This is a genomic window from Micropruina sp. (assembly GCF_047602385.1).
GTDB lineage: Bacteria > Actinomycetota > Actinomycetes > Propionibacteriales > Propionibacteriaceae > Micropruina.
This window is the reverse complement of record NZ_JASGHL010000001.1, coordinates 509,536-530,676: the sequence shown is the minus strand read 5'-3', so window position 1 is coordinate 530,676 and position 21,141 is coordinate 509,536. Positions and strand designations below refer to the sequence as shown.

General features: G+C 66.2%; 22 protein-coding genes. 9 read left to right on the top strand and 13 right to left on the bottom strand.

Features of this window, described 5'->3' with window-relative positions:
* Position 1: 1 nt before the first annotated feature.
* Complete coding sequence (locus QM711_RS02430) at positions 2-1,531, bottom strand: anthranilate synthase component I (RefSeq protein ID WP_415096120.1); 1,530 nt, start codon at positions 1,529-1,531, stop codon at positions 2-4.
* Positions 1,528-1,878, bottom strand: a complete 351-nt coding sequence (gene hisI, locus QM711_RS02425; protein WP_415096119.1) for a phosphoribosyl-AMP cyclohydrolase — start codon at positions 1,876-1,878, stop codon at positions 1,528-1,530. Before hisI ends, QM711_RS02430 begins: the two co-directional genes overlap by 4 nt.
* Before the next feature lie 38 nt (positions 1,879-1,916).
* On the opposite strand from hisI, the gene QM711_RS02420 reads away from it, so the two are divergent.
* Complete coding sequence (locus tag QM711_RS02420) at positions 1,917-2,549, top strand: TIGR03085 family metal-binding protein (RefSeq protein WP_415096118.1); 633 nt, start codon at positions 1,917-1,919, stop codon at positions 2,547-2,549.
* 1,109 nt (positions 2,550-3,658) lie between these two features.
* Here QM711_RS02420 and QM711_RS02415 read toward each other — a convergent pair.
* From QM711_RS02415 to QM711_RS02405, 3 genes are all read right to left on the bottom strand, one after another.
* Positions 3,659-4,099: a hypothetical protein gene (locus QM711_RS02415; RefSeq protein WP_415096117.1), complete on the bottom strand. Its 441-nt coding sequence runs from the start codon at positions 4,097-4,099 to the stop codon at positions 3,659-3,661.
* Positions 4,100-5,303: 1,204 nt separating this feature from the next.
* On the bottom strand, positions 5,304-5,672 hold the full coding sequence (locus tag QM711_RS02410; protein ID WP_415096116.1) for a hypothetical protein: 369 nt from the start codon (positions 5,670-5,672) through the stop codon (positions 5,304-5,306).
* A 315-nt stretch (positions 5,673-5,987) separates the two neighbouring features.
* Entirely contained in the window at positions 5,988-6,422 is a 435-nt protein-coding gene (locus QM711_RS02405; RefSeq protein ID WP_415096115.1) for a hypothetical protein, read from the bottom strand.
* Between the two features lie 90 nt (positions 6,423-6,512).
* Here QM711_RS02405 and serC point away from each other — a divergent pair, with 90 nt between their 5' ends.
* The 4 genes from serC to QM711_RS02385 all read left to right on the top strand — a co-directional run bounded on the left by serC (position 6,513) and on the right by QM711_RS02385 (position 10,215).
* Positions 6,513-7,592: a 3-phosphoserine/phosphohydroxythreonine transaminase gene (gene serC, locus QM711_RS02400; protein WP_415096114.1), complete on the top strand. Its 1,080-nt coding sequence runs from the start codon at positions 6,513-6,515 to the stop codon at positions 7,590-7,592.
* 15 nt (positions 7,593-7,607) lie between these two features.
* Positions 7,608-8,777 carry a phosphoglycerate dehydrogenase gene (locus tag QM711_RS02395; RefSeq protein ID WP_415096113.1) on the top strand — a complete coding sequence of 390 codons (1,170 nt, stop codon included), beginning with the start codon at positions 7,608-7,610 and terminating at the stop codon, positions 8,775-8,777.
* A gap of 72 nt (positions 8,778-8,849) precedes the next feature.
* Positions 8,850-9,389, top strand: a complete 540-nt coding sequence (locus tag QM711_RS02390; protein ID WP_415096112.1) for a ferritin — start codon at positions 8,850-8,852, stop codon at positions 9,387-9,389.
* A gap of 217 nt (positions 9,390-9,606) precedes the next feature.
* Positions 9,607-10,215, top strand: coding sequence for a hypothetical protein (locus QM711_RS02385; protein WP_415096111.1), 609 nt, complete (start codon positions 9,607-9,609; stop codon positions 10,213-10,215).
* 129 nt (positions 10,216-10,344) lie between these two features.
* On the opposite strand, the gene QM711_RS02380 is transcribed toward QM711_RS02385, so the two are convergent.
* Positions 10,345-10,485, bottom strand: coding sequence for a hypothetical protein (locus QM711_RS02380; RefSeq protein WP_415096866.1), 141 nt, complete (start codon positions 10,483-10,485; stop codon positions 10,345-10,347).
* A 485-nt stretch (positions 10,486-10,970) separates the two neighbouring features.
* Between QM711_RS02380 and QM711_RS02375 the strand changes: the two genes are divergently transcribed.
* Complete coding sequence (locus QM711_RS02375; RefSeq protein ID WP_415096110.1) at positions 10,971-11,786, top strand: inositol monophosphatase family protein; 816 nt, start codon at positions 10,971-10,973, stop codon at positions 11,784-11,786.
* A 194-nt stretch (positions 11,787-11,980) separates the two neighbouring features.
* Here QM711_RS02375 and gatB read toward each other — a convergent pair whose 3' ends face one another.
* From gatB to gatC, 3 genes are read right to left on the bottom strand one after another with little or no spacing between them, the layout of a single operon-like run.
* The gene (gene gatB, locus QM711_RS02370) at positions 11,981-13,459 is read right to left on the bottom strand and encodes an Asp-tRNA(Asn)/Glu-tRNA(Gln) amidotransferase subunit GatB (RefSeq protein ID WP_415096109.1); all 1,479 of its coding nucleotides are present in this window, start codon (positions 13,457-13,459) and stop codon (positions 11,981-11,983) included.
* A gap of 5 nt (positions 13,460-13,464) precedes the next feature.
* Positions 13,465-14,976, bottom strand: a complete 1,512-nt coding sequence (gene gatA, locus QM711_RS02365) for an Asp-tRNA(Asn)/Glu-tRNA(Gln) amidotransferase subunit GatA (protein ID WP_415096107.1) — start codon at positions 14,974-14,976, stop codon at positions 13,465-13,467.
* Positions 14,973-15,269: an Asp-tRNA(Asn)/Glu-tRNA(Gln) amidotransferase subunit GatC gene (gatC, locus tag QM711_RS02360; RefSeq protein WP_415096106.1), complete on the bottom strand. Its 297-nt coding sequence runs from the start codon at positions 15,267-15,269 to the stop codon at positions 14,973-14,975. The genes gatA and gatC overlap by 4 nt, the downstream gene beginning before the upstream one ends.
* 161 nt (positions 15,270-15,430) lie before the next feature.
* Here gatC and QM711_RS02355 point away from each other — a divergent pair, with 161 nt between their 5' ends.
* Complete coding sequence (locus tag QM711_RS02355) at positions 15,431-16,051, top strand: amino acid-binding protein (protein WP_415096105.1); 621 nt, start codon at positions 15,431-15,433, stop codon at positions 16,049-16,051.
* 210 nt (positions 16,052-16,261) lie between these two features.
* On the opposite strand, the gene QM711_RS02350 is transcribed toward QM711_RS02355, so the two are convergent.
* Both QM711_RS02350 and ligA read right to left on the bottom strand, forming a co-directional pair.
* On the bottom strand, positions 16,262-16,471 hold the full coding sequence (locus QM711_RS02350; protein ID WP_415096104.1) for a hypothetical protein: 210 nt from the start codon (positions 16,469-16,471) through the stop codon (positions 16,262-16,264).
* A 39-nt stretch (positions 16,472-16,510) separates the two neighbouring features.
* Positions 16,511-18,598, bottom strand: coding sequence for an NAD-dependent DNA ligase LigA (ligA, locus tag QM711_RS02345; RefSeq protein ID WP_415096103.1), 2,088 nt, complete (start codon positions 18,596-18,598; stop codon positions 16,511-16,513).
* A 357-nt stretch (positions 18,599-18,955) separates the two neighbouring features.
* On the opposite strand from ligA, the gene QM711_RS02340 reads away from it, so the two are divergent.
* A complete protein-coding gene (locus tag QM711_RS02340) occupies positions 18,956-19,207 on the top strand; it encodes an NUDIX domain-containing protein (protein ID WP_415096102.1) in 252 nt (83 codons plus the stop codon).
* Positions 19,164-19,388, top strand: a complete 225-nt coding sequence (locus tag QM711_RS02335) for a hypothetical protein (RefSeq protein ID WP_415096902.1) — start codon at positions 19,164-19,166, stop codon at positions 19,386-19,388. Before QM711_RS02340 ends, QM711_RS02335 begins: the two co-directional genes overlap by 44 nt.
* A gap of 117 nt (positions 19,389-19,505) precedes the next feature.
* On the opposite strand, the gene QM711_RS02330 is transcribed toward QM711_RS02335, so the two are convergent.
* Together QM711_RS02330 and QM711_RS02325 are read right to left on the bottom strand one after the other, a co-directional pair.
* Positions 19,506-20,327: a hypothetical protein gene (locus QM711_RS02330; RefSeq protein WP_415096101.1), complete on the bottom strand. Its 822-nt coding sequence runs from the start codon at positions 20,325-20,327 to the stop codon at positions 19,506-19,508.
* A gap of 310 nt (positions 20,328-20,637) precedes the next feature.
* Positions 20,638-21,093, bottom strand: coding sequence for a hypothetical protein (locus tag QM711_RS02325; protein WP_415096100.1), 456 nt, complete (start codon positions 21,091-21,093; stop codon positions 20,638-20,640).
* Positions 21,094-21,141: the final 48 nt, after the last annotated feature.

The following is a 21,141-nucleotide window of genomic DNA, read 5'->3' as shown; positions in this document are numbered from 1 at the left end:
GTCAGCTCCGGTCGAGGCGGCGCACCCGGTGCGCACCCTCGACGGCGCGGATCACCGCCGCGGCCTTGTTCCGGACCTCGAGCTCCTCGTTGTGCGGAATCGAGTCGGCGACGATGCCCGCCCCGGCCTGGACGTGGGCCACACCGCCGGTCAGCACCGCCGTCCGGATCGCGATCGCGACATCGGAGTTGCCGGCGAAGTCGAAATACCCGACCCCACCGCCGTACAGGCCCCGGCGAGACACCTCCAGTCCGTCGATGATCTCCATCGCCCGCACCTTCGGCGCCCCCGACAGCGTACCGGCCGGGAAGCAGGACAGCGTGACGTCGAGCGCCGTCCGGCCGGGCGACAACTCGCCGATCACCGCGGCCTCCAGATGCATGATGTGGCTGTAGCGGCGCACCTTCATGAACTCGACCACCTCGACCGATCCCGGACGGCACACCCGGCCCAGGTCGTTGCGGCCCAGGTCGACCAGCATCAGGTGCTCGGCCCGCTCCTTGGGGTCGGCCAGCAGTTCGGCCTCCATCGCGGCGTCCTCCGCCGCCGAGCCTCCGCGGGGCCGGGAACCGGCGATCGGATGGGTCTCGGCGTTGCCGTTGCTGACGGTGACCAGCGCCTCGGGGCTGGAGCCGACCACGGCCAGACCGGGCAGCCGCAGCAGGTAGAGGTACGGACTCGGGTTGGTGCGCCGAAGGATCCGGTACACGTCGAGCGGGTCGGCGTCGGTGTCGATGTCGAAGCGCTGGCTGGGCACGATCTGGAAGGCTTCACCGGCCTTGATCTCCTCCACCGCCGCGACCACCGCCGTCTCATACTCCTGGGGTGTGCGCTGCCGTCGGATCTGTGGCGGTTCGGACGCCGGATCGACCACAGCGACCGCGGGAGCCAGCGGCTCGGTCAGTTGTGCCGCCATCGCGAGGACGCGGTCGCGGGCGTCCGCCCAGGCCTCGTCGGCGCGCTCAGCGGAATCGTCGAAGTTGAACGCGTTCGCCAGCAGCCACACCTCGCCGGTGTGGTGGTCGAGGATGGCCATGTCGCTGACCATCATCATCACCAGCTCGGGCAGCTTGAGATCGTCGGTGTTGCCGTCGGGCAGCACCTCGAGCCGCCGGACGACGTCGTAGGCCAGGTAGCCGACCATTCCCGAGGTGAGCGGCGGCAGGGTGTCGTCGGCTGGGGTGTGCAGGATCCGCAGGGTTTCGGCGAGCACCTGCAGCGGATCGCCGCCGGTCGGCAGGCCTTCCAGGGGGCGTCCGGTCCAGTGCGCCTCGCCATCGGATTCGGTCAACGTGGCCACCGAATGGACGCCGACGAACGACCACCGCGACCACATCCCGTTGTCGGCCGATTCGAGCAGGAAGGTGTGGTCGCGATCGCCGCACAGCCGGTGGTAGAGCCCGACGGCAGTCAGATCGTCGGCCAGCAGCCGGGTGTGGACCGAGATCACCCGCCGTGCGCGGGCCATCTCCAGGAACTCCTCCAGGTCGGGGGTCACCGGCAGGTCGGGGGTCACGTGCAGGCTGGTCATCGGCCCTCCTCGGCCAGCAGGGTTCGGTCGGTGAAACAGCTTGTGGTGCCGGTATGGCAGGCCGGGCCGGTCTGGTCGACCAGCACCAGCAGGGTGTCGCCGTCGCAGTCCAGCGATACCTGACGGACGTGCTGGGTGTGGCCCGAGGACTCGCCCTTCACCCAGTACTCGCGGCGGCTGCGCGACCAGTAGGTGCCGCGCCGGGTTGCCAGCGTGCGGGCCAGTGCCTCGTCGTCCATCCAGGCCAGCATCAGCACCTCGTGCGAGGTGGCGTCCTGAACGACGGCAGGCACCAACTGGTCGGGGTTGCGCTTGAGCCGCGCGGCGACGGCGGGGTCGAGACTCACCCGGTCATTGTGTCAGGGCGTCCCACTAGGCTGAGCCAATGCCGTCCGTCGTGAACGACCGAGCCAGGGCCGAACGTGCCCACACCTGCGATGCCCTGCTGGCGGTCGGGCCGACCGCACCGACCCTGTGCGAGGGCTGGACGGCGTCCGATCTGGCCGCACATCTCTACATCCGTGACAACGAGCCGAGCAACGCCATCGGCGCGCTGGTGCCAATGTTCGCCGACCGCCTCGACTCCCGGATGACCGAGCTGAAGAGCGGCGACTACGCCGACCTGGTCGAGAAGGTCCGCCGCGGGCCGTCCAAGTGGTCGCTGTTCGCCGTCCCTGCTGTGGACGCCGTCGCCAACGGTGTGGAGTTCCTGATCCACGGCATGGACGTCCGGCGCGCCAACGACCTGCCCGAACCGGACCGCGACGAGGAGTTCCAATCCTGGGCCTGGTCCCAACTCGCCCGGGTCGGCAAGCTGACCCTGGGCCGGCCGCCGGTCGCGCTAGCGCTGGAATGGTCCAGACGCCCCGAGCGAGTGGTCCGGGTGGGCAGCGGCAACCGGGTGGTCAGCGTGATCGGCGAACCGACCGAACTGCTGCTCTATGCCTTCGGACGCCGAACCGCGGCCGACGTCCGCTATGTCGGGCTGGAATCGGCCGTCGATGAAGCGCGCCGCTGACCCCACCAGCGACAGATCCCGCTCAGGCCGTCACCGAGCGACACCAAAGCGCTACGTGCAGCATTAGGACAGCCAGGAGCGCCGCAAACGTCAGCGCCACGCGAGCCCAGGCGATCAGGATGCCCACGCCGAATATTCCCACAAACATCCGAAGGCGATAGCCGACATGGCCGAAAGACCGGGCGGCTCGTCGCTGTCGGCCGAGAGCCCTGAGTCCAGCACGACCAGAAAGTTGAGTCTTCGCCCCACCACAATTGAGTCTAGCCAGTCGCGGGACCAGCCCGGAATGTGAAAGATCACGAGCTTTCGTATGCATCCATACTTCGGGAGCCGAGCACCTCTCGAGGCTTCAAGGTCTGTCCATGCCAGTATCGCGAGCGCACGCGAAGCGACGGGCATCGCACTTAACGGAAGAAGCCCCCGCGAGAGCCGTGATCGCCACTACAGCAATGTTGGGAGTGAGGCTTTCCGACATGGTTTGTCACCAGGAGCCAACCACGACGGTACCTCAGCGCGCACACCAGAGGACGACGCAACCGAAGACCAGAACGAACCGCCCCCCATCCCGCTGCCAAGTCATCGACTAATACACTCGTCGAGGGAAGCTTACACAACCACAAGCGCATATCCCGAAAGACAGACGGCTATCGGCCAAATTCAGAGACAGTCCGAGGAAATCGACCCAGGTCAACCACGCACTCTCGCACGCCAGTTAGCTAGGCTGCGATAAGTACGGGCACTAATTCGGAGTACGCTTCTCAAATAGCAACGTTCAACAAAGAGTTTGCTTCGCGACTTCAGATTCCCCGAGGTGGCTCATCGGAATCGACCTGCGGATCATAGACGACTAGCCCGAAGCCCCCTGCAACATACGCAAGATCCTCTAAAGACGACCTCACTTCACCCAACAGCAACGAGGCCATCAGCACCCCACCCGTTGTCCGTTTAGGTGGCCAGGTTGCGAAAGGGCTCTCCTCACGGCGAGCGATCTCTCAATGCACGAATAGACAAGTTTTGGAATGAGTCCGGAGGCGGGGTCACGATATCATCGCCGGCCAGATCCATATCGCCGACGCACCCCGAGCGTTGATAGATATAGAGGTCCCGGCTCAAACCAGCCTCGCCAGGAAAGTAGATACGATGAACGGAATACCAAATTCTACAACCTTGCGCAACTGGATGTCATCCATCACGTACACTTGCTCACCGCCACCTTCAAGCATCCAGCGAAGGCGACTGCCGGAGATCCGGAGGCTTGACGTTGCCGCGCTGCTCTGAAGGATGTGCCTGTCGACCTCGTAGTCAAGGCGGATCGGCCGCCCACCAGCTCCCCTGACACGGATGGACTTCGAGTAGTCTGAAGTTTCCATAATAGGAACAACCCAATCGCTCGAATCGTTGCGATACCAGAGAATGTTACGGCGCCTCGGCCCGTCTGCCACCCATGCATGATAACCCGCCATCATCCGTTGATCGACCCAGACCACCCTCTTCTCAAATTCGTCTGTGGTGGCTCGGACGAGTTCTCCCATATAGGCCTCACGTACCATGCTTTCGACCTCTTATCTAAATCCACTTGAGTCGCATCGTTCGCACCTTGATCATGCTCGGCGTGGGCTTCGCCCCGACTCCTGGCTGAACCTGATCGAGGTCTGTTCGGCATCATCGAACGCCAAGCCATCAACCGCGGAACCTTCACCTCTGCCCGCGACCCTACCAACGAGTTCCGGGCGTTCATCAACGGCTAGAACCGACGTGAGCACCCTTTCATCTGCACCAAACCCCGACCAGATCCTCACCAGCATCAACCACAACGTAACACGTCACATCGATGACCAACCGGCTCTAGGAGAACCCGCCCGCCAGTAGACCCGGGGCGTTCACCACAGCCTGTTCCGCGCTCCACGTTGCCGTTGACCTCAAGACATGGAAGGCTACCGGCGTTGTCGAGCTCCGCGTCTATTGCCCGGGGCATTTCACCTGAGAGGATCGGATTCGAAGTCATCGAATTCAAGGGGCTCTATGCGGACTCGGCGTGCAGCCAACCTGATCCCCTGGCGAAGCGCCCTCATCGCGGTCAGGTCAGGATCGACATCCGCTATCTCGTCCGCCTTGAAGACAAGAAACGCGTAACAGTCACCCCGGCGAAAGACGGCCTCGGATTGATAGTCTCCACCGGGTGCGTCCACCTCGATATGAATATATAGACGACCCCGCCCTTGTGCACGCCACCACTCACCAATGATCGGCGCATACCGATGGAGCCTCAGCCACGCCTGGCGTAGACCCTTGGGCGCCAAGTCGGGTGAGTTACCCACGTCTCGGCTCATCCGGGCGTAAGATTCCATTTGAAATCCTCGGCTTTATTTCGAACACGACGGGGATAAAGGAGAATCGCCAACGCAAGCACCAACCAGCACCAAAGAAGAGACAAACTCAAACGATGGTGCAGCCAACAATCCATCAATCAGCGCGACAACGGTGACACGCGAATCAAACCAGACCAGCCCCAACCACGCAACCCCAAGCCGATAAATTCCCAGAACTTGCCGGCGCTGAGGAGCCGTCCCACAGGCGGCGACCCAGTGTCACTCGCCCGATCTGAGCACTGTCAGTCGGCGCACAGACCAGCAGCTCCCGAACGCGGCCAGCACTCCGGTCAGGTCGGCGAGCACGTCGAAGAGGTGTGTCCTTCCGTCCGGACGGTGGGACACACCTTAATACCGGCCAGTATCGGCCGCAAACGTAAATACGTCACCGCGATAAGCCGCTAGAGGCATCGAGTTCAAGCGGCTGAATGCGAACCCGCCGGGCGGCCAAGTCGATTCCTTCTTGCAGCGCGTTGATCGCAGTCGCTCTTGGGTCTTCCTGAGCAAAGACATCAGCCTTGATCACCACAAACACATACATGTCACCCCGAATAGAGGACGCCTTCGACCTATATTCACCATGTGGCTCATCCACCTCAACGAGAATATACAGCGGTCCACGTCCGTGATTTTGCCACCAGTCTCCGATGGTCAATTCAAATCGAGCAAGAGAGTTCCACTCCCGTTCGAACTCTGGCGTGGCGAGTTCTGGATAGAGACTCAGATCACGGGTTATATGCGCCACCCTCTTCATGGTGATTCGTCCCTTCTGAAGCCTTCAGATGTATTTCCGGATGTCTATTTGCATGAGAACCACTGACCTCGTGGGCAAAATCCGCGATGAGTGACTGAACCGAATCCCCACACGCCATGCGCCAATACAGACAACCAACCAGCACAAAAGCAGAGACCAGCTCAAACGGGGGTGCAAGCCAACAATCCATCAACCACACGCGACAACGGTGACACGCGAAGCAAACCAGACCACCACCCAACCACGCAACCCCAAACCCAAAAAATTCTCAAAATCGCTGGCGCTGAGGACCGTCCTACAGACGGCGACCCAGTGTCACTCGCCCGCGGATCTGAGGACTGTCGGGCGGCGCACAAACCAGCAGAACCCGAACGCCGCCAGCACCCCGGTTAGGTCGGCCAGCGCGTCCAACGGGTCGCCATCGCGTCCGGGCAGCCACACCGACTGCACGATCTCGCTGATCACGGCGTGGGCGGCGAACAACGCGAGCGGCCACCAGCGCCGGGCGATCAGCACCGCCAGCGACGTGGGGATCGCGAAACCGAGGAAGTGCAGCACCTTGTCGGAGTTGGGGAACCATTCGACCGCACCAGGCTCACCGGGAGCGTAGAGGCCGTAGAAATGGGCCAGCAGGGCGACGACCAGAGCCGTCCACAACCCGATGCCGAGCCAGCGCCGACCCGCGGACCGATCGACTGCTGCCGCGGGCGAAATCGCGGTATCGGCGATCGGGGAGTCACTGGTGTGCACCGAGCAAGTCTGCCAGCCGTGAGCCAGCGCGCGCTGACCGAAATTCCGGCCATGGCGAGGACCGCTGCGCAACGCTGAAAGAATCAGCCCATGCGCGTCTACAACTTCTCCGCCGGTCCCGCGATGCTGCCCGAGCCCGTCCTGCAACAGGCCAAGGACGAGTTGCTGGACTGGAACGGCTCCGGCATGTCGGTGATGGAAGTCTCGCACCGCAGCAAGGAGTTCATCGCCTGCGCCGAGCACGCCGAAGCCACCCTGCGCGCCATCATGGGCATCCCGGAGAACTACCAGGTGCTGTTCCTGCAGGGCGGTGCCTACGGGCAGTTCGCCGCCGTCCCGCTCAACCTGGCCGCCGACGGCGCGCCGGCCGACTACCTGAGCACCGGCGACTGGTCGGCCAAAGCGGTCGTCGAAGCCAAGAAGTACGTGACGCCGCGGGTGATCGCCGACGAGAAGGCCGGCAACTACACCCGGGTGCCGGCCCAGGGCTCCTACCAGGTCGGCGCCGACGCCGCCTATCTGCACTACACCCCGAACGAGACCATCCGCGGGGTCGAGTTCGGCTACGTGCCGGACGCCGGCGACGTCCCGCTGGTGGCCGACCTGAGCTCGACGATCCTTTCCCGGCCGGTGGACGTGTCACGGTTCGGGCTGATCTATGCCGGCGCGCAGAAGAACATGGGGCCGTCCGGCATGTGCGTGGTGATCGTCCGCGACGACCTGCTGGAGCGGGCGCGTCCGACTACCCCCGCGGTGTGGAGCTATGCCCAGATGGCGGCCAACGGCTCGATGCTGAACACCCCGCCCACCTTCGGCTGGTACCTGCTCGGCCTCGTCTACGACTGGGTGCAGGCCCAGGGCGGGCTGCCGGCGATGGAGCAGCGGAACAAGGCCAAGGCCGACGCGCTGTACGGGTTCCTCGACGCGTCCGACTTCTACAGCAACCCGGTCCAGCCGGACAGTCGCTCGTGGATGAACGTGCCGTTCCTGATCGCCAAGCCCGAACTCGAGAAGACCTTCGTCGCCGAGGCGGCGCAGGCCGGTCTCACCAACCTCGCCGGCCACCGCAGCGTGGGTGGCATGCGGGCCAGCATCTACAACGCCATGCCGCTGGAAGGCGTCCTGGCCCTCATCGACTTCATGAAGGAGTTCGAGCGCAGCAACGGCTGACGCCTCGCCATCACCATGCCTTTTCGCATTCGCACCCTGAACGCAATCAGTCAGGCCGGACTTTCCCGGCTGCCCGGCGACCGTTACCTGGTCGGCCATGACGTCACCCAGCCGGACGCGCTGCTGCTGCGCTCCACCAGCCTGCACAATCAGCCGGTCGAGCCGTCGGTGCTGGCGGTGGCACGCGCCGGCGCCGGCACGAACAACATTCCGATCCCCGCCTACTCGGCGCTCGGCATCCCCGTGTTCAACACCCCCGGGGCCAACGCCAATGCGGTGAAAGAGCTTGTCGTGGCCGGATTGTTCCTGGCCGCGCGGAACATCGTGGACGCCGCAGCATTCGCCCACCGGCTCGACGGCGATCACGCCACCATGGACAAGCTGGTCGAGGCGGGCAAGAAGAACTACGTCGGGTTCGAACTGCCCGGGCGCACCCTCGGCGTGATCGGTCTGGGCGCCATTGGCGTCGAGGTCGCCAACGTGGCGTTGTCGCTGGGCATGAACGTCCTCGGGTACGACCCGGGGATCACCGTGCAACATGCCTGGGCGCTGTCGTCCCAGGTCGAACACGTCACGTCCCTCAACGACGTGCTCAAGCGCTCGGACATCGTCACTGTGCACGTCCCCCTGGTCGCGGCCACCAAGGGGCTGATCGGCGCCGAGCAGTTCGCCGCGATGAAATCGTCCGCGGTGCTGCTCAACTTCGCCCGTGGCCCGATCGTGGACGAGCCGAGCCTGCTCGCCGCTCTCGAGAGCAACCAGATCCGCGGCTACGTGTGCGACTTCCCCACCCCGACGCTGAACAAGCGGCCCCGGGTGGTCACCCTGCCGCATCTGGGGGCGTCCACCAATGAGGCCGAGGAGAACTGCGCCCGGATGGCGGCCGACCAGCTGCGCTGGTACCTCGAGGACGGCACGATCCAGAACTCGGTGAACTTCCCGGATGCCCGGCTGCCGCGCGGTGCGAACACCCACCGGTTGGCGATCGCCAACAGCAACGTGCCGAACATGGTGGGCCAGATCTCCACCATGCTGGCCGACGCCGGACTGAACATCTCCGACCTGCTGAACAAGTCCAGAGGCGACCTCGCCTACACCTTGGTGGACGTCGAGGGCACCGTGCCCGCAGGGCTGCTGGAGCGGATCCGCAGCATCGGCGGGGTGCTCTCCGCGCGGCTGTTGTGAGGCTTGGCGGAACCCCCTTAGGCAAGGCTTTCCTGCCTTGTCAACGCACGTTCGCTGAGTAGCGTGAGCGGCATGAACGCGACCGATTCCAGCTTCATGGGGCTGCTGCAGGCCCAAGTTCGCAACGAGTTCTCCGCAAGCCAGCAGTACATCGCGGTGGCGGTGTGGTTCGACGCCAAGGACCTACCCCAGTTGGCCGCGCACTTCTACCGCCAGTCGGTGGAAGAGCGCAACCACGCGATGATGCTGGTCCAATACCTCCTCGACCGCGACGTGCATCCGCTGATCAGAGGCCTGGACGACCCGCTGACCGACTTCGACTCGGTGACCGCCCCGATCGCGCTGGCACTGCGCCAGGAGAAGGAGGTCACCGGCCAGATCGAGGCCCTCTTCCGAGCCGCCAGAGCCGAGGAGGACGCCCTCGGCGAGCAGTTCATGCTGTGGTTCCTCAAGGAACAGGTCGAAGAGGTGTCGTCGATGTCCACGCTGCTAGCGGTCGCCGAACGCGCCGGCGACAACTGGTTCCATCTGGAGGAGTTTCTGGCCCGCGAGGCGGTCGGCGATTCCGGCCAGGACGCCTCCGCACCCGAGGCGGCCGGCGGAGCGTTGTAGCCCGCGGTCACTGGGGACGGTTCTCCCGGTCACCGGGGACGGTTCTTTCGGTCACCGGGGACGGTTCTTTCGGTCACCGGGGACGGTTCCCTTGGTCACCGGCTCGGACAGAGTCGGCCGGAGTCGGGAGATTGACAACACCCGCGGTCGGTCGGGCAACACTCCAGACAACACCGCCTGGGCAGGATGACGACGTCCTGTCCTGAAAGGTGCCGCCATGGAGTCCTTGATCGCCCTGCCCACTCATCACGAGCCCACCAAGAAGCCGAACCGTCACGGTCAGCCGTGGGTGATGTCCGACTACGAGCTGATGGTTCAAGGGGTGCGCGACGGGCTGGAGTTGCCGTCGCTCGCGTCCCGGATCGGCCGGGCAGAGAACGTGCTGCTGCCACGACTGCGCCGACTGCTGCCGGCGGCACAGCGCGAGTGCTACCCGGAGTTGGTGCTGGACGCCTTGCGCACGGCGCTGGCCGACGACACCTACGACTGGCGCCACGAGATGCTGTTGTCGCCGCCGATCATCCGCAATGAGATCGTCCGCTCCGGGCTGGACGGCCTCAGCGACGACCAGGTGGTCACCGTCGCCTACGCGTTGCTGGTCAGCGGTGGCGCCGAGGAATCCGCGCTGTTCGATCAGCTCTCCGAACGTCTCGCCTCCGACCGCCTGACGGACCGCTTGATCGAGATGCGGGCATGGCGAGCGGCCCGCTCGTCCCCATTCTCGATCGACGAGGACGCTGCCTGGGCGCACGCCAGCTACTGGGTGCGCGGTCGCGGCGGATATCGCAACTGGCACCACCGGCCCATGATCGAGCCCAGCTGGTAGGCGCCGGCTCGACGCCGATCAGGCGTAGTCGGCCAGCCAGGCACGGGGTGACCGGCCGACCCGCTGGTGAACACGCGGGAGAACGAACTGCTGGTGTACCCCAGTTCCGCGGCCACCTGGCTGATGGGCTTATCGCGGCGGAGCAGCCGTTGGGCGACCATGATTCCGCCAGCTGGTCAGGTAGTCGTGCGGCGTGCTGCCCACCACGTCGCTGAACAGGGCGGCGAACGCGCTGCGTGACATCTGCGCCGTCCGGCTCAACTCGGTCAGCGTCCAGCCATGCCGGGATCGGCGTGACCGCGGCCAGCGCTCGGGCGATCCTCGGGTCGGCCATGCCGCTCAGCAGACCGGGCGGCAACCCGAGCCGATCGGAGTTGTCGAGCAGCCAGCGCAACAGCTTGATCAGGGTGATCTCGAACAGCCGGTCGACGACGTGCCGATGGCCGCACCGGAACCACATCAGCATCGCGTTGGACGTCCCGGTCGACTTCCCCGCCGTCCCACTCTCGTCGGACGCCTGATCGCCCCCCGTTGGTCGTTGCGCTCACGGGGGACGGTTCTCGAGAGTTCGAATTTCGAACGTTGGGGGACGGTTCTACGCCGCGAGCCGTTCCCAAACGCGAGTTCGGGTCGGCCAGAACCGTTCCTGGGTCGAGGACCGGCCGAGTCGTGGAGGTGCCCACCTATGCGTGCCGCGAAAGTCGCGGTGAGCGAACGCTATGGTGTCCGGGACATTGGGTGGCCAAGGGAAATCTGTGCCCGCGATTCCGACCGACGACATCATTCCGGCGCTTGCTGCGATCGCCGACGAGGTGATCCTGCCTCGTTTTCAGGCACTTCACGACGGCGAGGTGGAAGAGAAGTCGCCCGGCGAACTGGTGACGATCGCCGATCGCGAGGCCGAGGTGCGGGTGGCGGACGTCCTGCGTGGCCTGCGTCCGGACGCCACGGTGATCGGCGAGGAAGCAGCGGCGGCCGACCCCGGCCTGCTCAATGCCCTGAAGACGGACGGCGCCTGCTGGCTGATCGATCCGCTGGACGGGACGCAGAACTTCGTGAACGGCCGTCCGGAGTTCGCGGTCATGGTTGCGTTGGTCGAAGCCGGACACACCGTCGCCTCCTGGATGTGGTCCCCGCTCGACCGGGTCGGATACGTGGCGGAGCGAGGTGCTGGCGCGTTCCGCAACGGCGTCCGGCAACACATCCCGCCCGCCCCGAACACAGTCAGCGAACTTCGTGGCGCGGTCCTCGGCAAGTTCCTGACTCCGCGGCAGCGGACGTCAACCGCGGAGGCGGCAACCCGGTTCCGGAAGATCGGGCCCGGACAATACTGCGCCGGCGTCGAATATCCGCTGATCGTGGCCGGATCGCAGGAGTTCGTCCGATTCCATCGCCTGCTGCCCTGGGATCACGCGCCGGGAACGCTCTATATGGAGGAAGCCGGCGGTTACATCCGGCGCTGGGACGGCACACCGTACTCACCGGGCACAAACGGAACCGGCCTCCTGGCGGCAACGGACGAAACGGTCTGGCGCCTGGTCCGAGGCGAGCTTGGCCGAGCACTGGATTGAGTTCTCCCTCTCCGGTGACCAAGAGAACCGTCCCCGGCGACCAAGAGAACCGTCCCCGGTGACCGAAAGAACCGTCCCCAGTGACCGAAAGAACCGTCCCCGGCGACCGAAAGAACCGTCCCCAGTGACCAAGAGAACCGTCCCCAGTGACCGAAAGAACCGTCCCCAGTGACCGAAAGAACCGTCCCCGGAGGTTAGCTGAGGCGTTCCAGGATCAGCTCGCGGACGCGTCCGGCATCGGCCTGACCACGCATCGCCTTCATCACCGCACCGATCAGCGCGCCGGCGGCCTGGACCTTGCCGTCACGGATGCGCTGCGCCACGTCCGGGTTGGCGCCGATCGCGGCGTCCACCGCCGCGGTGAGGGCACCGTCGTCGGACACCACGGCCAGGCCGCGCGCTTCGACCACCTCGGACGGCGAGCCCTCGCCGGCCAGGACACCGTCGATCACCTGGCGGGCCAGCTTGTCGTTGATCGTGCCGGCCTCGATCAGGGCCTGCAGTTCAGCCACCTGGCCAGGGGTGATGCCGACGTCCTCGAGCTCGACCCCGGCGGCATTGGCGCGCCGGGCCAACTCCCCCGACCACCATTTGCGGGCGGCCGACGGCGCGGCGCCGGCGTCCACGGTCTCGGCGATCAGGTCCAGCGAACCCGTGCCCAGCACGTCCCGCATCTCCAACTCGGTGAAACCCCACGCCGCGACCAGCCGGCGCCGTCGCTGTGCCGGCGGCTCGGGCAGGGTCAGCCGCAACTCCTCCACCCACTCCGGCGCCGGCGCCACCGGCACCAGGTCGGGCTCAGGAAAGTATCGATAGTCCTCGGCCTGCTCCTTGGAGCGTCCCGGCGAGGTCGAGCCGTCGTCCTCATGCCAGTGCCGGGTCTCCTGATGGACGCGTCCGCCCGAAGCGAGCACCTCACCCTGCCGCTGGATCTCGTAGGTCAGCGCCCGCTCCACCGAGCGCAGCGAGTTCACGTTCTTGGTCTCGGTGCGGGTGCCCAGCACGTCCGAACCGGACGGCGCCAGCGACACGTTCGCGTCGCAGCGCAGCGACCCCTGCTCCATCCGGACGTCCGAGACACCGAGGGCGCGCAACAGTTCGCGCAACTGGGTCATGTACGCCCGGGCCACCCTCGGCGCGGCCGCCCCAGTGCCCAGCACCGGCTTGGTGACGATCTCCATCAGCGGGACGCCGGCCCGGTTGTAGTCGAGCAGCGAGTATTCGGCGCCCTGGATCCGTCCGGTCGATCCCCCCACGTGGGTGAGCTTGCCGGCGTCCTCCTCCATATGGACCCGCTCGATCTCGATCCGGTAGGTCACGTCGTCGACCTCGACCTCCGTCCAACCGTCGAAGCAGATCGGCTCGTCGTACTGCGAGGTCTGGAAGTTCTTCGGCATGTCGGGATAGAAGTAGTTCTTCCGGGCGAACCGGCACCACTTCGCGATCGAACAGTTCAGCGCCAGGCCGATCCGGATCACCGATTCGACCGCCTTGGCGTTCACCACTGGCAGCGCGCCGGGCAGGCCGAGGCAGACCGGACAGGTCTGGGTGTTCGGCGCCGCGCCGAAGGCCGTCGAGCAGCCGCAGAACATCTTGGACGCCGTGTTCAGCTCGACATGCACCTCCAGCCCTAACGCGGGGTCATAGTCGGCCAGCACGTCCTCGTAGGCCATCAGAGTCACAGCGCTCCCCCGTTCTCGCGCGCCCAGAGCTGGTCGGTGAGCAACCCGCCCCAGCGGCCGGCGAGTTCCCGCTCCAGTGCGGCGCCCACCCGGTACACCCGATCGTCGGCGAGCACCGGCGCCATCACCTGGAAACCGACCGGCAAGCCGTCCTCGGGTGCCAGCCCGCACGGGAAGGAGCCCGAGGCGTTGCCGGCCATATTGGACGGAATGGTGCACAGGTCGGCCGCGTACATGGCCAGCGGGTCATCGCTGCGCTCGCCGATCCGGAACGCCGTCGACGGGGTGGACGGCGACACCAGCACGTCCACGGTCTCGAACGCCGCCTCGAAGTCGCGGGCGATCAGCGTCCGAGCCTTCTGCGCCGAACCGTAGTAGGCGTCGTAGTAGCCCGAGCTCAACGCATAGGTGCCGATGATGATCCGCCGCTTCACCTCGGCACCGAAGCCGGTGCCACGAGTGCGGGCCATCACTTCCTCGGCGCCCGCCGAGCCGTCGTCCCCGACCCGCAAGCCGTAACGCATGGCGTCGAAGCGGGCCAGGTTCGAAGACACCTCGCTGGGCATGATCAGGTAGTAGGCGCCCAGGGCGTAGCCGAAGTTGGGGCAGGACACCTCGACGATCTCGGCACCTGCGTCCTCGAGGGCTGCCAGCGCTTCACGGAAGCACTGTTCGACACCGGGTGCGTAGCCCTCGCCACCCAGTTCCTTCACCACGCCCAGCTTCATGCCGCGGACGTCGGCCCGCCGGGCGGCGGCGACCACGTCCGGCACCGGCGCGTCGATCGAGGTCGAGTCCATCGGGTCCCAGCCGGCGATCACCTGATGCAGCAGCGCGGTGTCGAGCACGGTGCGGCCACACGGACCCGGCTGATCCAGGCTGGACGCCATCGCGATCACCCCGTACCGGGAGGTGCCCCCGTAGGTGGGCTTCACCCCGACCGTTCCGGTGACCGACGCCGGCTGCCGGATCGAGCCGCCGGTGTCGGTGCCGAGCGCCAGCGGCACCTCGAAGGCGGCCAGCGCGGCCGCCGAACCACCGCCCGAGCCCCCGGGGATGCGTTCCAGGTCCCACGGGTTATGGGTGGTGAAGTAGCCCGAGTTCTCGGTCGACGAGCCCATCGCGAATTCGTCCAGATTGGTCTTGCCGAGGATCACCAGGCCGGCGTCCTGGACGCGCCGGGTCACCGTGGCGTCGTAGGGCGGACGCCAGCCCTCGAGAATCCGGGAACCTGCGGTGGTCGGTACCCCTTTGGTGCAGAAGATGTCCTTCACCGCGATCGGGACGCCGGCCAGCGGCCCCAGTTCCTCGCCGGCGGATCGCTTCGCGTCGATCACGTCCGCGGCGGCCAGAGCACGCTCGCCGTCCACGTGCAGGAAGGCGCGGACGTCGCCGTCCACCGCGTCGATCCGGTCCAGGTGAGCCTGGGTGACTTCGCGGGAACTCACCTGCCCCGACGCGATCCGGGTGGCCAGTTCGGCGGCACCGGCCGTCAGGAGTTCACTCACTGCTCCTCCCCGAGGATCCGGGGCACTCGGAAACGGTCGTCCTCGACGGACGGTGCTCCGGCTAGCACCTGCTCGACCGGCAGCGACGGGCGCACCTCATCGGCCCGGAAGACGTTGGTCAGCGGCAGCGCGTGGGACATCGGCGCGACGTCCGCCCCGGCTACCTCGGTGACTTGCGCCACGGCGTCCAGGATGACCTCCAACTGCGGTGCGAGTCGCGCCACCTCGTCGGGCGACAGCTCGATCCGAGCCAGCCCGGCCAGCCGGGTTACCTCTGCTGTGGTCAGGGCCACCGTTGCTCCTCGCGCTCGTCTGAGGCGGCCCATCGTAGTGGTGGCGGCCTGCGGTGCAGGCCCGATCTTGAACCGCCGAAGACCTCGCAGCAGGCGGTCGCGAATCACCGACGGAGAGGCAGATACGAGCATCTGTAACAAATTTGCGAAAGACTGACGGGGTGTTCCTGCTGCGCGTGGCCCTACCCGATCGACCCGGTTCGCTGGGCGCGGTCGCAACTGCCATGGGTACCAGCGGTGCCGATATTCAGGCGGTCGAGATCGTCGAAAAGTACGAGGGTTTCGCGGTCGACGATTTCATGGTCGAGGTCCCGGTCGGAACTCTGCCGGACGCGCTGATCACCGCCTGCACCAGCATTTCCGGTGTGACAGTGCTCTGGTTCGCGCACTACCCCGAGGGCTGGGGGCTGCAGGCCGATGTCGCGGTGCTGGACGAGATGACGGAGAGTCCCGAGAAGGCTGAGGCGATCCTGACCCTTGCCGCCCCGACCGTCTTCCGGGTCAACTGGGCCGCCCAAGTCGACCGGATGAACGGCCAGGTGATCACCCGCACGCCGATGGCGCCGGCCGTGGATCGTCTGCCGGTGTCCGCCCTCGGCGGACTGGATGCCTCCGGATGCGCCGAGTTCCCGGACGGCTGGCTGCCCGGCTGGCCCGAGACCCTGGTCGCGACCGCGCCGTTCAAGCACCGGACGGCATTGGTGGTGGCCCGCAAGGGTGGCCCGGCGTTCCTCAAATCGGAACTGGCCCGGCTGCGGCACCTCGCTGCACTAGCCACCTGAGTACCGCAACAAAGAAACTTAGGTGTGCTAAAGTGATCGTCACCGGTTGATAGCCGCTAGTCGGCCCCTGGGGCCCGCGGACGCAGAAGTGCAACGACTGCGCGTCGCCGTCCCGCAGTACGCGCGGCTGTCGAACGGTGAACCGAGGATCGGGGGCCATCGGTGGCGGTTGTGCCGGGGTTTGCACTCGCGGCACAACCGCTGGCCCGGTCAGCCGGAACCGCTCATCATCGTGAAGATGTACCAGCCGTAGCCGAACAGCGCCGCCGCGGCTGCCACGAACCCGAGCGACACCCACCAGCGCAAACGCTTCTTCTGCCTGGTGGACGGCACATCTGCCGGTCCCCACTCGCCCAGCTTCGGCCACACCCGAGGCGGCGCGCCGGCATTGAGATTCAGCTCGCTGTTCAGGCCCTCCACGGCGGTGAGTCTAGTCGGGCCCGAGCAGCGACACTGCGCCTAGGACTCCTTGGCGACCGCACGGGCGGCGTCGGGTCCCTCGGATAGCAGCACCTCGAAACCGGCCGCGTCCAGGATCGGACGCTTCAGGGCAACCGCCTTGTCATACTTCGAGCCGGCGTTCTCGCCGACCACGACGAAGTCGGTCTTGCCGGAGACCGAGGCGGCTGAGCGCCCTCCGCGCGACGTGATCGCCTCGGCGGCACTGTCCCGGGTGTAGCCGGGAATGGACCCGGTCACCACCACCGAAAGGCCGGTCAGCGTCTGCGGCCGATCGTCCCCGCCGTCGACGGGTTCGTCGGCCAGCACGCAGCCGGCCTCCACCCACTTGCGGACGATCTCGGTGTGCCACTCCACGGTGAACCAGTCCCGGATCGCCGCCACCAGCGTCGGGCCGATCCCCTCGACCGCCCCCAGTTCCTCTTCGGACGCCGACCGCAGCGCCTCAATGTCGGGGAAGGCGGCCGCCACATCGGGCGCCACTCCCTTGCCGATGTGCCGGATCGACAGCGCCACCAGGAACCGGGCGAACGGACGCCTCTTCGCCTCGGCCAGGTTGGCCAGCAGCTTCTCGCCGTTGGCCGACAGGTACCGTCCGCCCGCGTCCTCACCCCTGCGCGGACCGCGGGTGAACATCGGCACGGTGACGAGCTTCTCGGCGTCCAGAGCGAACAGGTCGCCCTCGTCGGCCAGCAGGCCAGCGCTGAGCAGCGCGTCGGCCGCCTGCCAGCCGAGCACCTCGATGTCCAGCGCCTGCCGGGACGCCAGATGGAACAGTCGCTCGCGCAGTTGAGCAGGACACGAGCGGGTGTTCGGACAGCGCAGATCGGCGTCCCCCTCCTTCTCGGGCGCCAGTTCGCTGCCACACGCGGGGCAATGGGTGGGCATCACCCACTCGGTCTCGGTGCCGTCACGCAGCGCCGCCACCGGTCCGAGGATCTCGGGAATGACATCGCCGGCCTTGCGCAGCACGACGGTGTCGCCGACCAGCACGCCTTTGCGCTTCACCTCGGACGCGTTGTGCAGGGTTGCCTGCTCGACCGTGGAGCCGGCCACGAACACCGGCTCCATCACCGCGTACGGGGTGACCCGGCCGGTGCGTCCGGTGTTCACCCGGATCTCGAGCAGCTTTGTCGTCACCTCTTCGGGCGGGTACTTGTAGGCGATCGCCCAGCGCGGCGCACGTGAGGTGGAGCCGAGTTGGTCCTGCCGCTCGCGATCATCGACCTTGATCACCACGCCGTCGATCTCATGCTCGACCCCGTGCCGGTGTTCACCGAAGTGGGCGATGTAGGCCCAGGCCTCGTCGACGCTCGGCACCACCCGATAGTGGTCGGAGGTCGGCAAGCCCCAACTCGTCAACAGCTCGTAGCCGTGCGATTGGCTGTCGATGGGTAGCCCGGACACCTCACCGAGACCGTGACACAGGAACCGCAGCTTCCGCGACGCCGTCACCCGCGGATCTTTCTGCCGCAGCGAGCCGGCGGACGAGTTGCGCGGGTTTGCGAACGGGGCCTTGCCGGCCGCCACCAGCCCCTCGTTCAGGGTGGTGAAGTCCTCCGGACGCATGAACACCTCGCCACGGACCTCGACGACGTCGGGTACCTCTCCGCTCAACCGGGTCGGGATGGACGCGATGGTGCGCACGTTCGCGGTGACGTCCTCCCCCACCCGTCCGTCGCCGCGGGTGGCAGCGCTGGCCAGCCGTCCGCCGCGGTACACCAGGTCGAGAGCCAAGCCGTCGATCTTCAACTCGCACAGCCAGCCGGTGACCGGGACGTCCTTGGTCACCCGGTCGGCCCAGCGCCGGAAATCCTCCTCGGAGAACACGTTGTCGAGGCTCATCAGCGGCCGCAGATGGGACACCGCGCTGAAGGTGGCCGACGGCGCACCGCCGACCTTCTGGGTCGGCGAATCGGGCGTCCGCAGTTCCGGGTGCGCGTCCTCGATCGCCTCGAGCTCGCGCATCAGGACGTCGAAGTCGCCGTCGCTGACCGTCGGTGCATCGGACACGTAGTAGCGGAAGCGGTGCTCCTCGATCTCTTGGGAGAGTTCGGCGTGCCGGGCACGGACGTCGTCTGCGATCACGACGCGAAATCTACCGGGCGGGACCGACACTCCAGGGAACCGGCCCGTCCAATCACCAGATCAACTGGCGCGCTCGATGAGCGGATCGCCGGTTCGCGCAGCGGCCGGTCAGCCCACCCTTCTCCGGCACCCACAGCCCAACCGGCTGGCTGCGCAGCTGCCGGCTGGTCGGCGATCTCGACATCGCCACCCGATGCGGGGAAAGCTCGCCAATTTCGTGTCACGACCCGAAATCGGACGGCGATCCCACCACCGGCGAGCGATCTCGACATCGCCGCCCCCGGACAAGCCACCTACGGCACGACAGCGGGAGATGCCGGCCGGCAAGAGACCGGCCCGCTCGGTTAGGGTCGCCGGGTGACTCCACGCATTCGCAACATCGCCGTCGGGCTGGTGGTTCGGGACGGTCGGGTGCTGGCGGAGGAGCATGCGGTCGTCCCTGGTCATCACCGTTTCGCCCGGGCTATCGGCGGGGGAATCGAGTTCGGCGAACGTGCGGAACAAGCGTTGCGGCGCGAGTTTCGCGAGGAGCTGGGTGTCGAGCTGACCAGCCGAACTGCTCGCCGTGACGGAAAATCTGTTCGACCTCGCCGGCGCACCCGGTCATGAGATCGTGCACGTATTCGCCGTCCGCTGTGCCGAACTGGAGTTGATGCCGTTCGCCGCCAGCCGCCCGGTGCTCGACAACGACTCTGTCGCTCGCTGGTACCGGCTCGCCGACCTGGCCGACAGCAACCCGCCCCTCTATCCGGACGGCATGACCCAGTTGGCCCGCAGGTTGCAGAACTGACGAAGCCCGGAGGAGCTGCCGCTCATGGAGGATGGTGTGCTAGCGACGCACCGCCAGCGCGGAATCGATGCCACACGCGGCGATCGCAACCGCACCGTCCGCCGATTCCAACTCGGCCTAGACAGCAGGCGGAAGCACGGCGCTCGTCCGTATCGTCACAACACAGGTGTGGCCACCCGACGAGACGGTCAACCTGCCCGTGTACGTCGCTGCCTGGCCCGCCGGATAGCTCACGGTTATCGCGCGGGTGTCGCCGGGCGCCATCGGCGCGCTATCGGCCAGCACTGCCGTACACGGCGCGGTGACGGTAACGGCGGCATCCGCAAGCGCCAACTCTGTTGTGCCGATATTTGTCAGATAGGCGGAAGCCTCGCCGTTCTGGTTCCCGTTGTAAGGGATTAGGAGCACAGCCGGCGCCAGCGCAAGGTTGTTGTCGGGTTCGGACTTCTCGGTCGACGACAGGATCACATCGACGACACGCTTGATCAGTTCTCGGAAGGTTTCTTCTCGATATCCGACGACGAAGCTGATAACAACCATCACCGCAATCGACGAAGGTGTTGTATTGCTATTGTCGGGAGTAGCTTCCAGAGTGCGCAGTACGAACAAGAGAGTGAGCACTGCCACAGTTCCGGACACTCCACCCAGCAATGGACGCAGCAGGTGCCAGACGCCGTACAGCGGAGCATTCCATTCGTGGTTGTGGCGCGCGACCCCGACGAGACTGATTGTCATGCCGCCAAGTGCGCCTGCCCACGGCACCCAGAGCGGTAGGACCTGCTCGAAGGCGTACCTCGGGACCCACGGCCGCGGCGGAATCCCGTTCGAAATCAGGACGGAGGCCAGCAGAAGGACGAAAACAATGATCTGGACGATCACCACAAAGCCGGGGCTGATGCGGTCGGTCCAGCGGTTTGGCACCTGGTTTGCGGCAAGCATATTTCCTCCTCTGCCGCGGCATGGTACTCCCTTGCAGAGACGCCCGTCCAGATGCCTCGGGAAGTCTTTAGGAACCCCTGATCACTGCTCTCCAGAGCGAGGAAACACACGACCAGATAGGCGATAATACCGACAGTCTCGGTGCATCGGAGTGGGCGGCCCAGAATAGGGCGTCGATAGCTCATGAAATGCCGCAGCAGCGAACGCGTCGTTTCGGCCCTCCGCGTTGCGTGCGGGTGATGATCCCGGTGACGTTGGACGATGCTGAACCTGGCACACCTGCATTCGGGACCCAAGGGGGATGGAGATCTCAGCCCCGGAACAACCCTGCCACCATGACCACAATGCCGATCGCCCCCATCACGAAGCCGAGATACTGCAGCGGTATGAAGAACAGCGAGTGCCGGTTGGTGAGCGCGGCCCGGACTTTGGCGCTCTCCTGCTGCAGCACGTACTCGCCCACCGCCCAAGGGTCGGCCGCCTGCCCGGGCCGCTGCGGGTCGGCCACGTTGTGATAGGCACCCCCGCGCACCTGGGCCGCCACTTCGTCGCGGCGACGCGCGTACCAGCTGTCGAACTCGGCGATCGGCTTCTTCTGGTTCAGATGGTTACCCAGGAACCAGGTGCCGACGCCGCCGGCGATCAGCATCAACCCGACCAGGATCGGAGTCAGCGCACGATTTCCGACCGACATCGCCGCACCCAGCCCGGCCGCCGCGCCGCCGATCAGGATCGCCAGAATGCCCCAGCCACGCCAGATGATCATGCCGGGACTATAGGCAGACGACGGACCGGAGGGCCGAGGCGTCCCGCG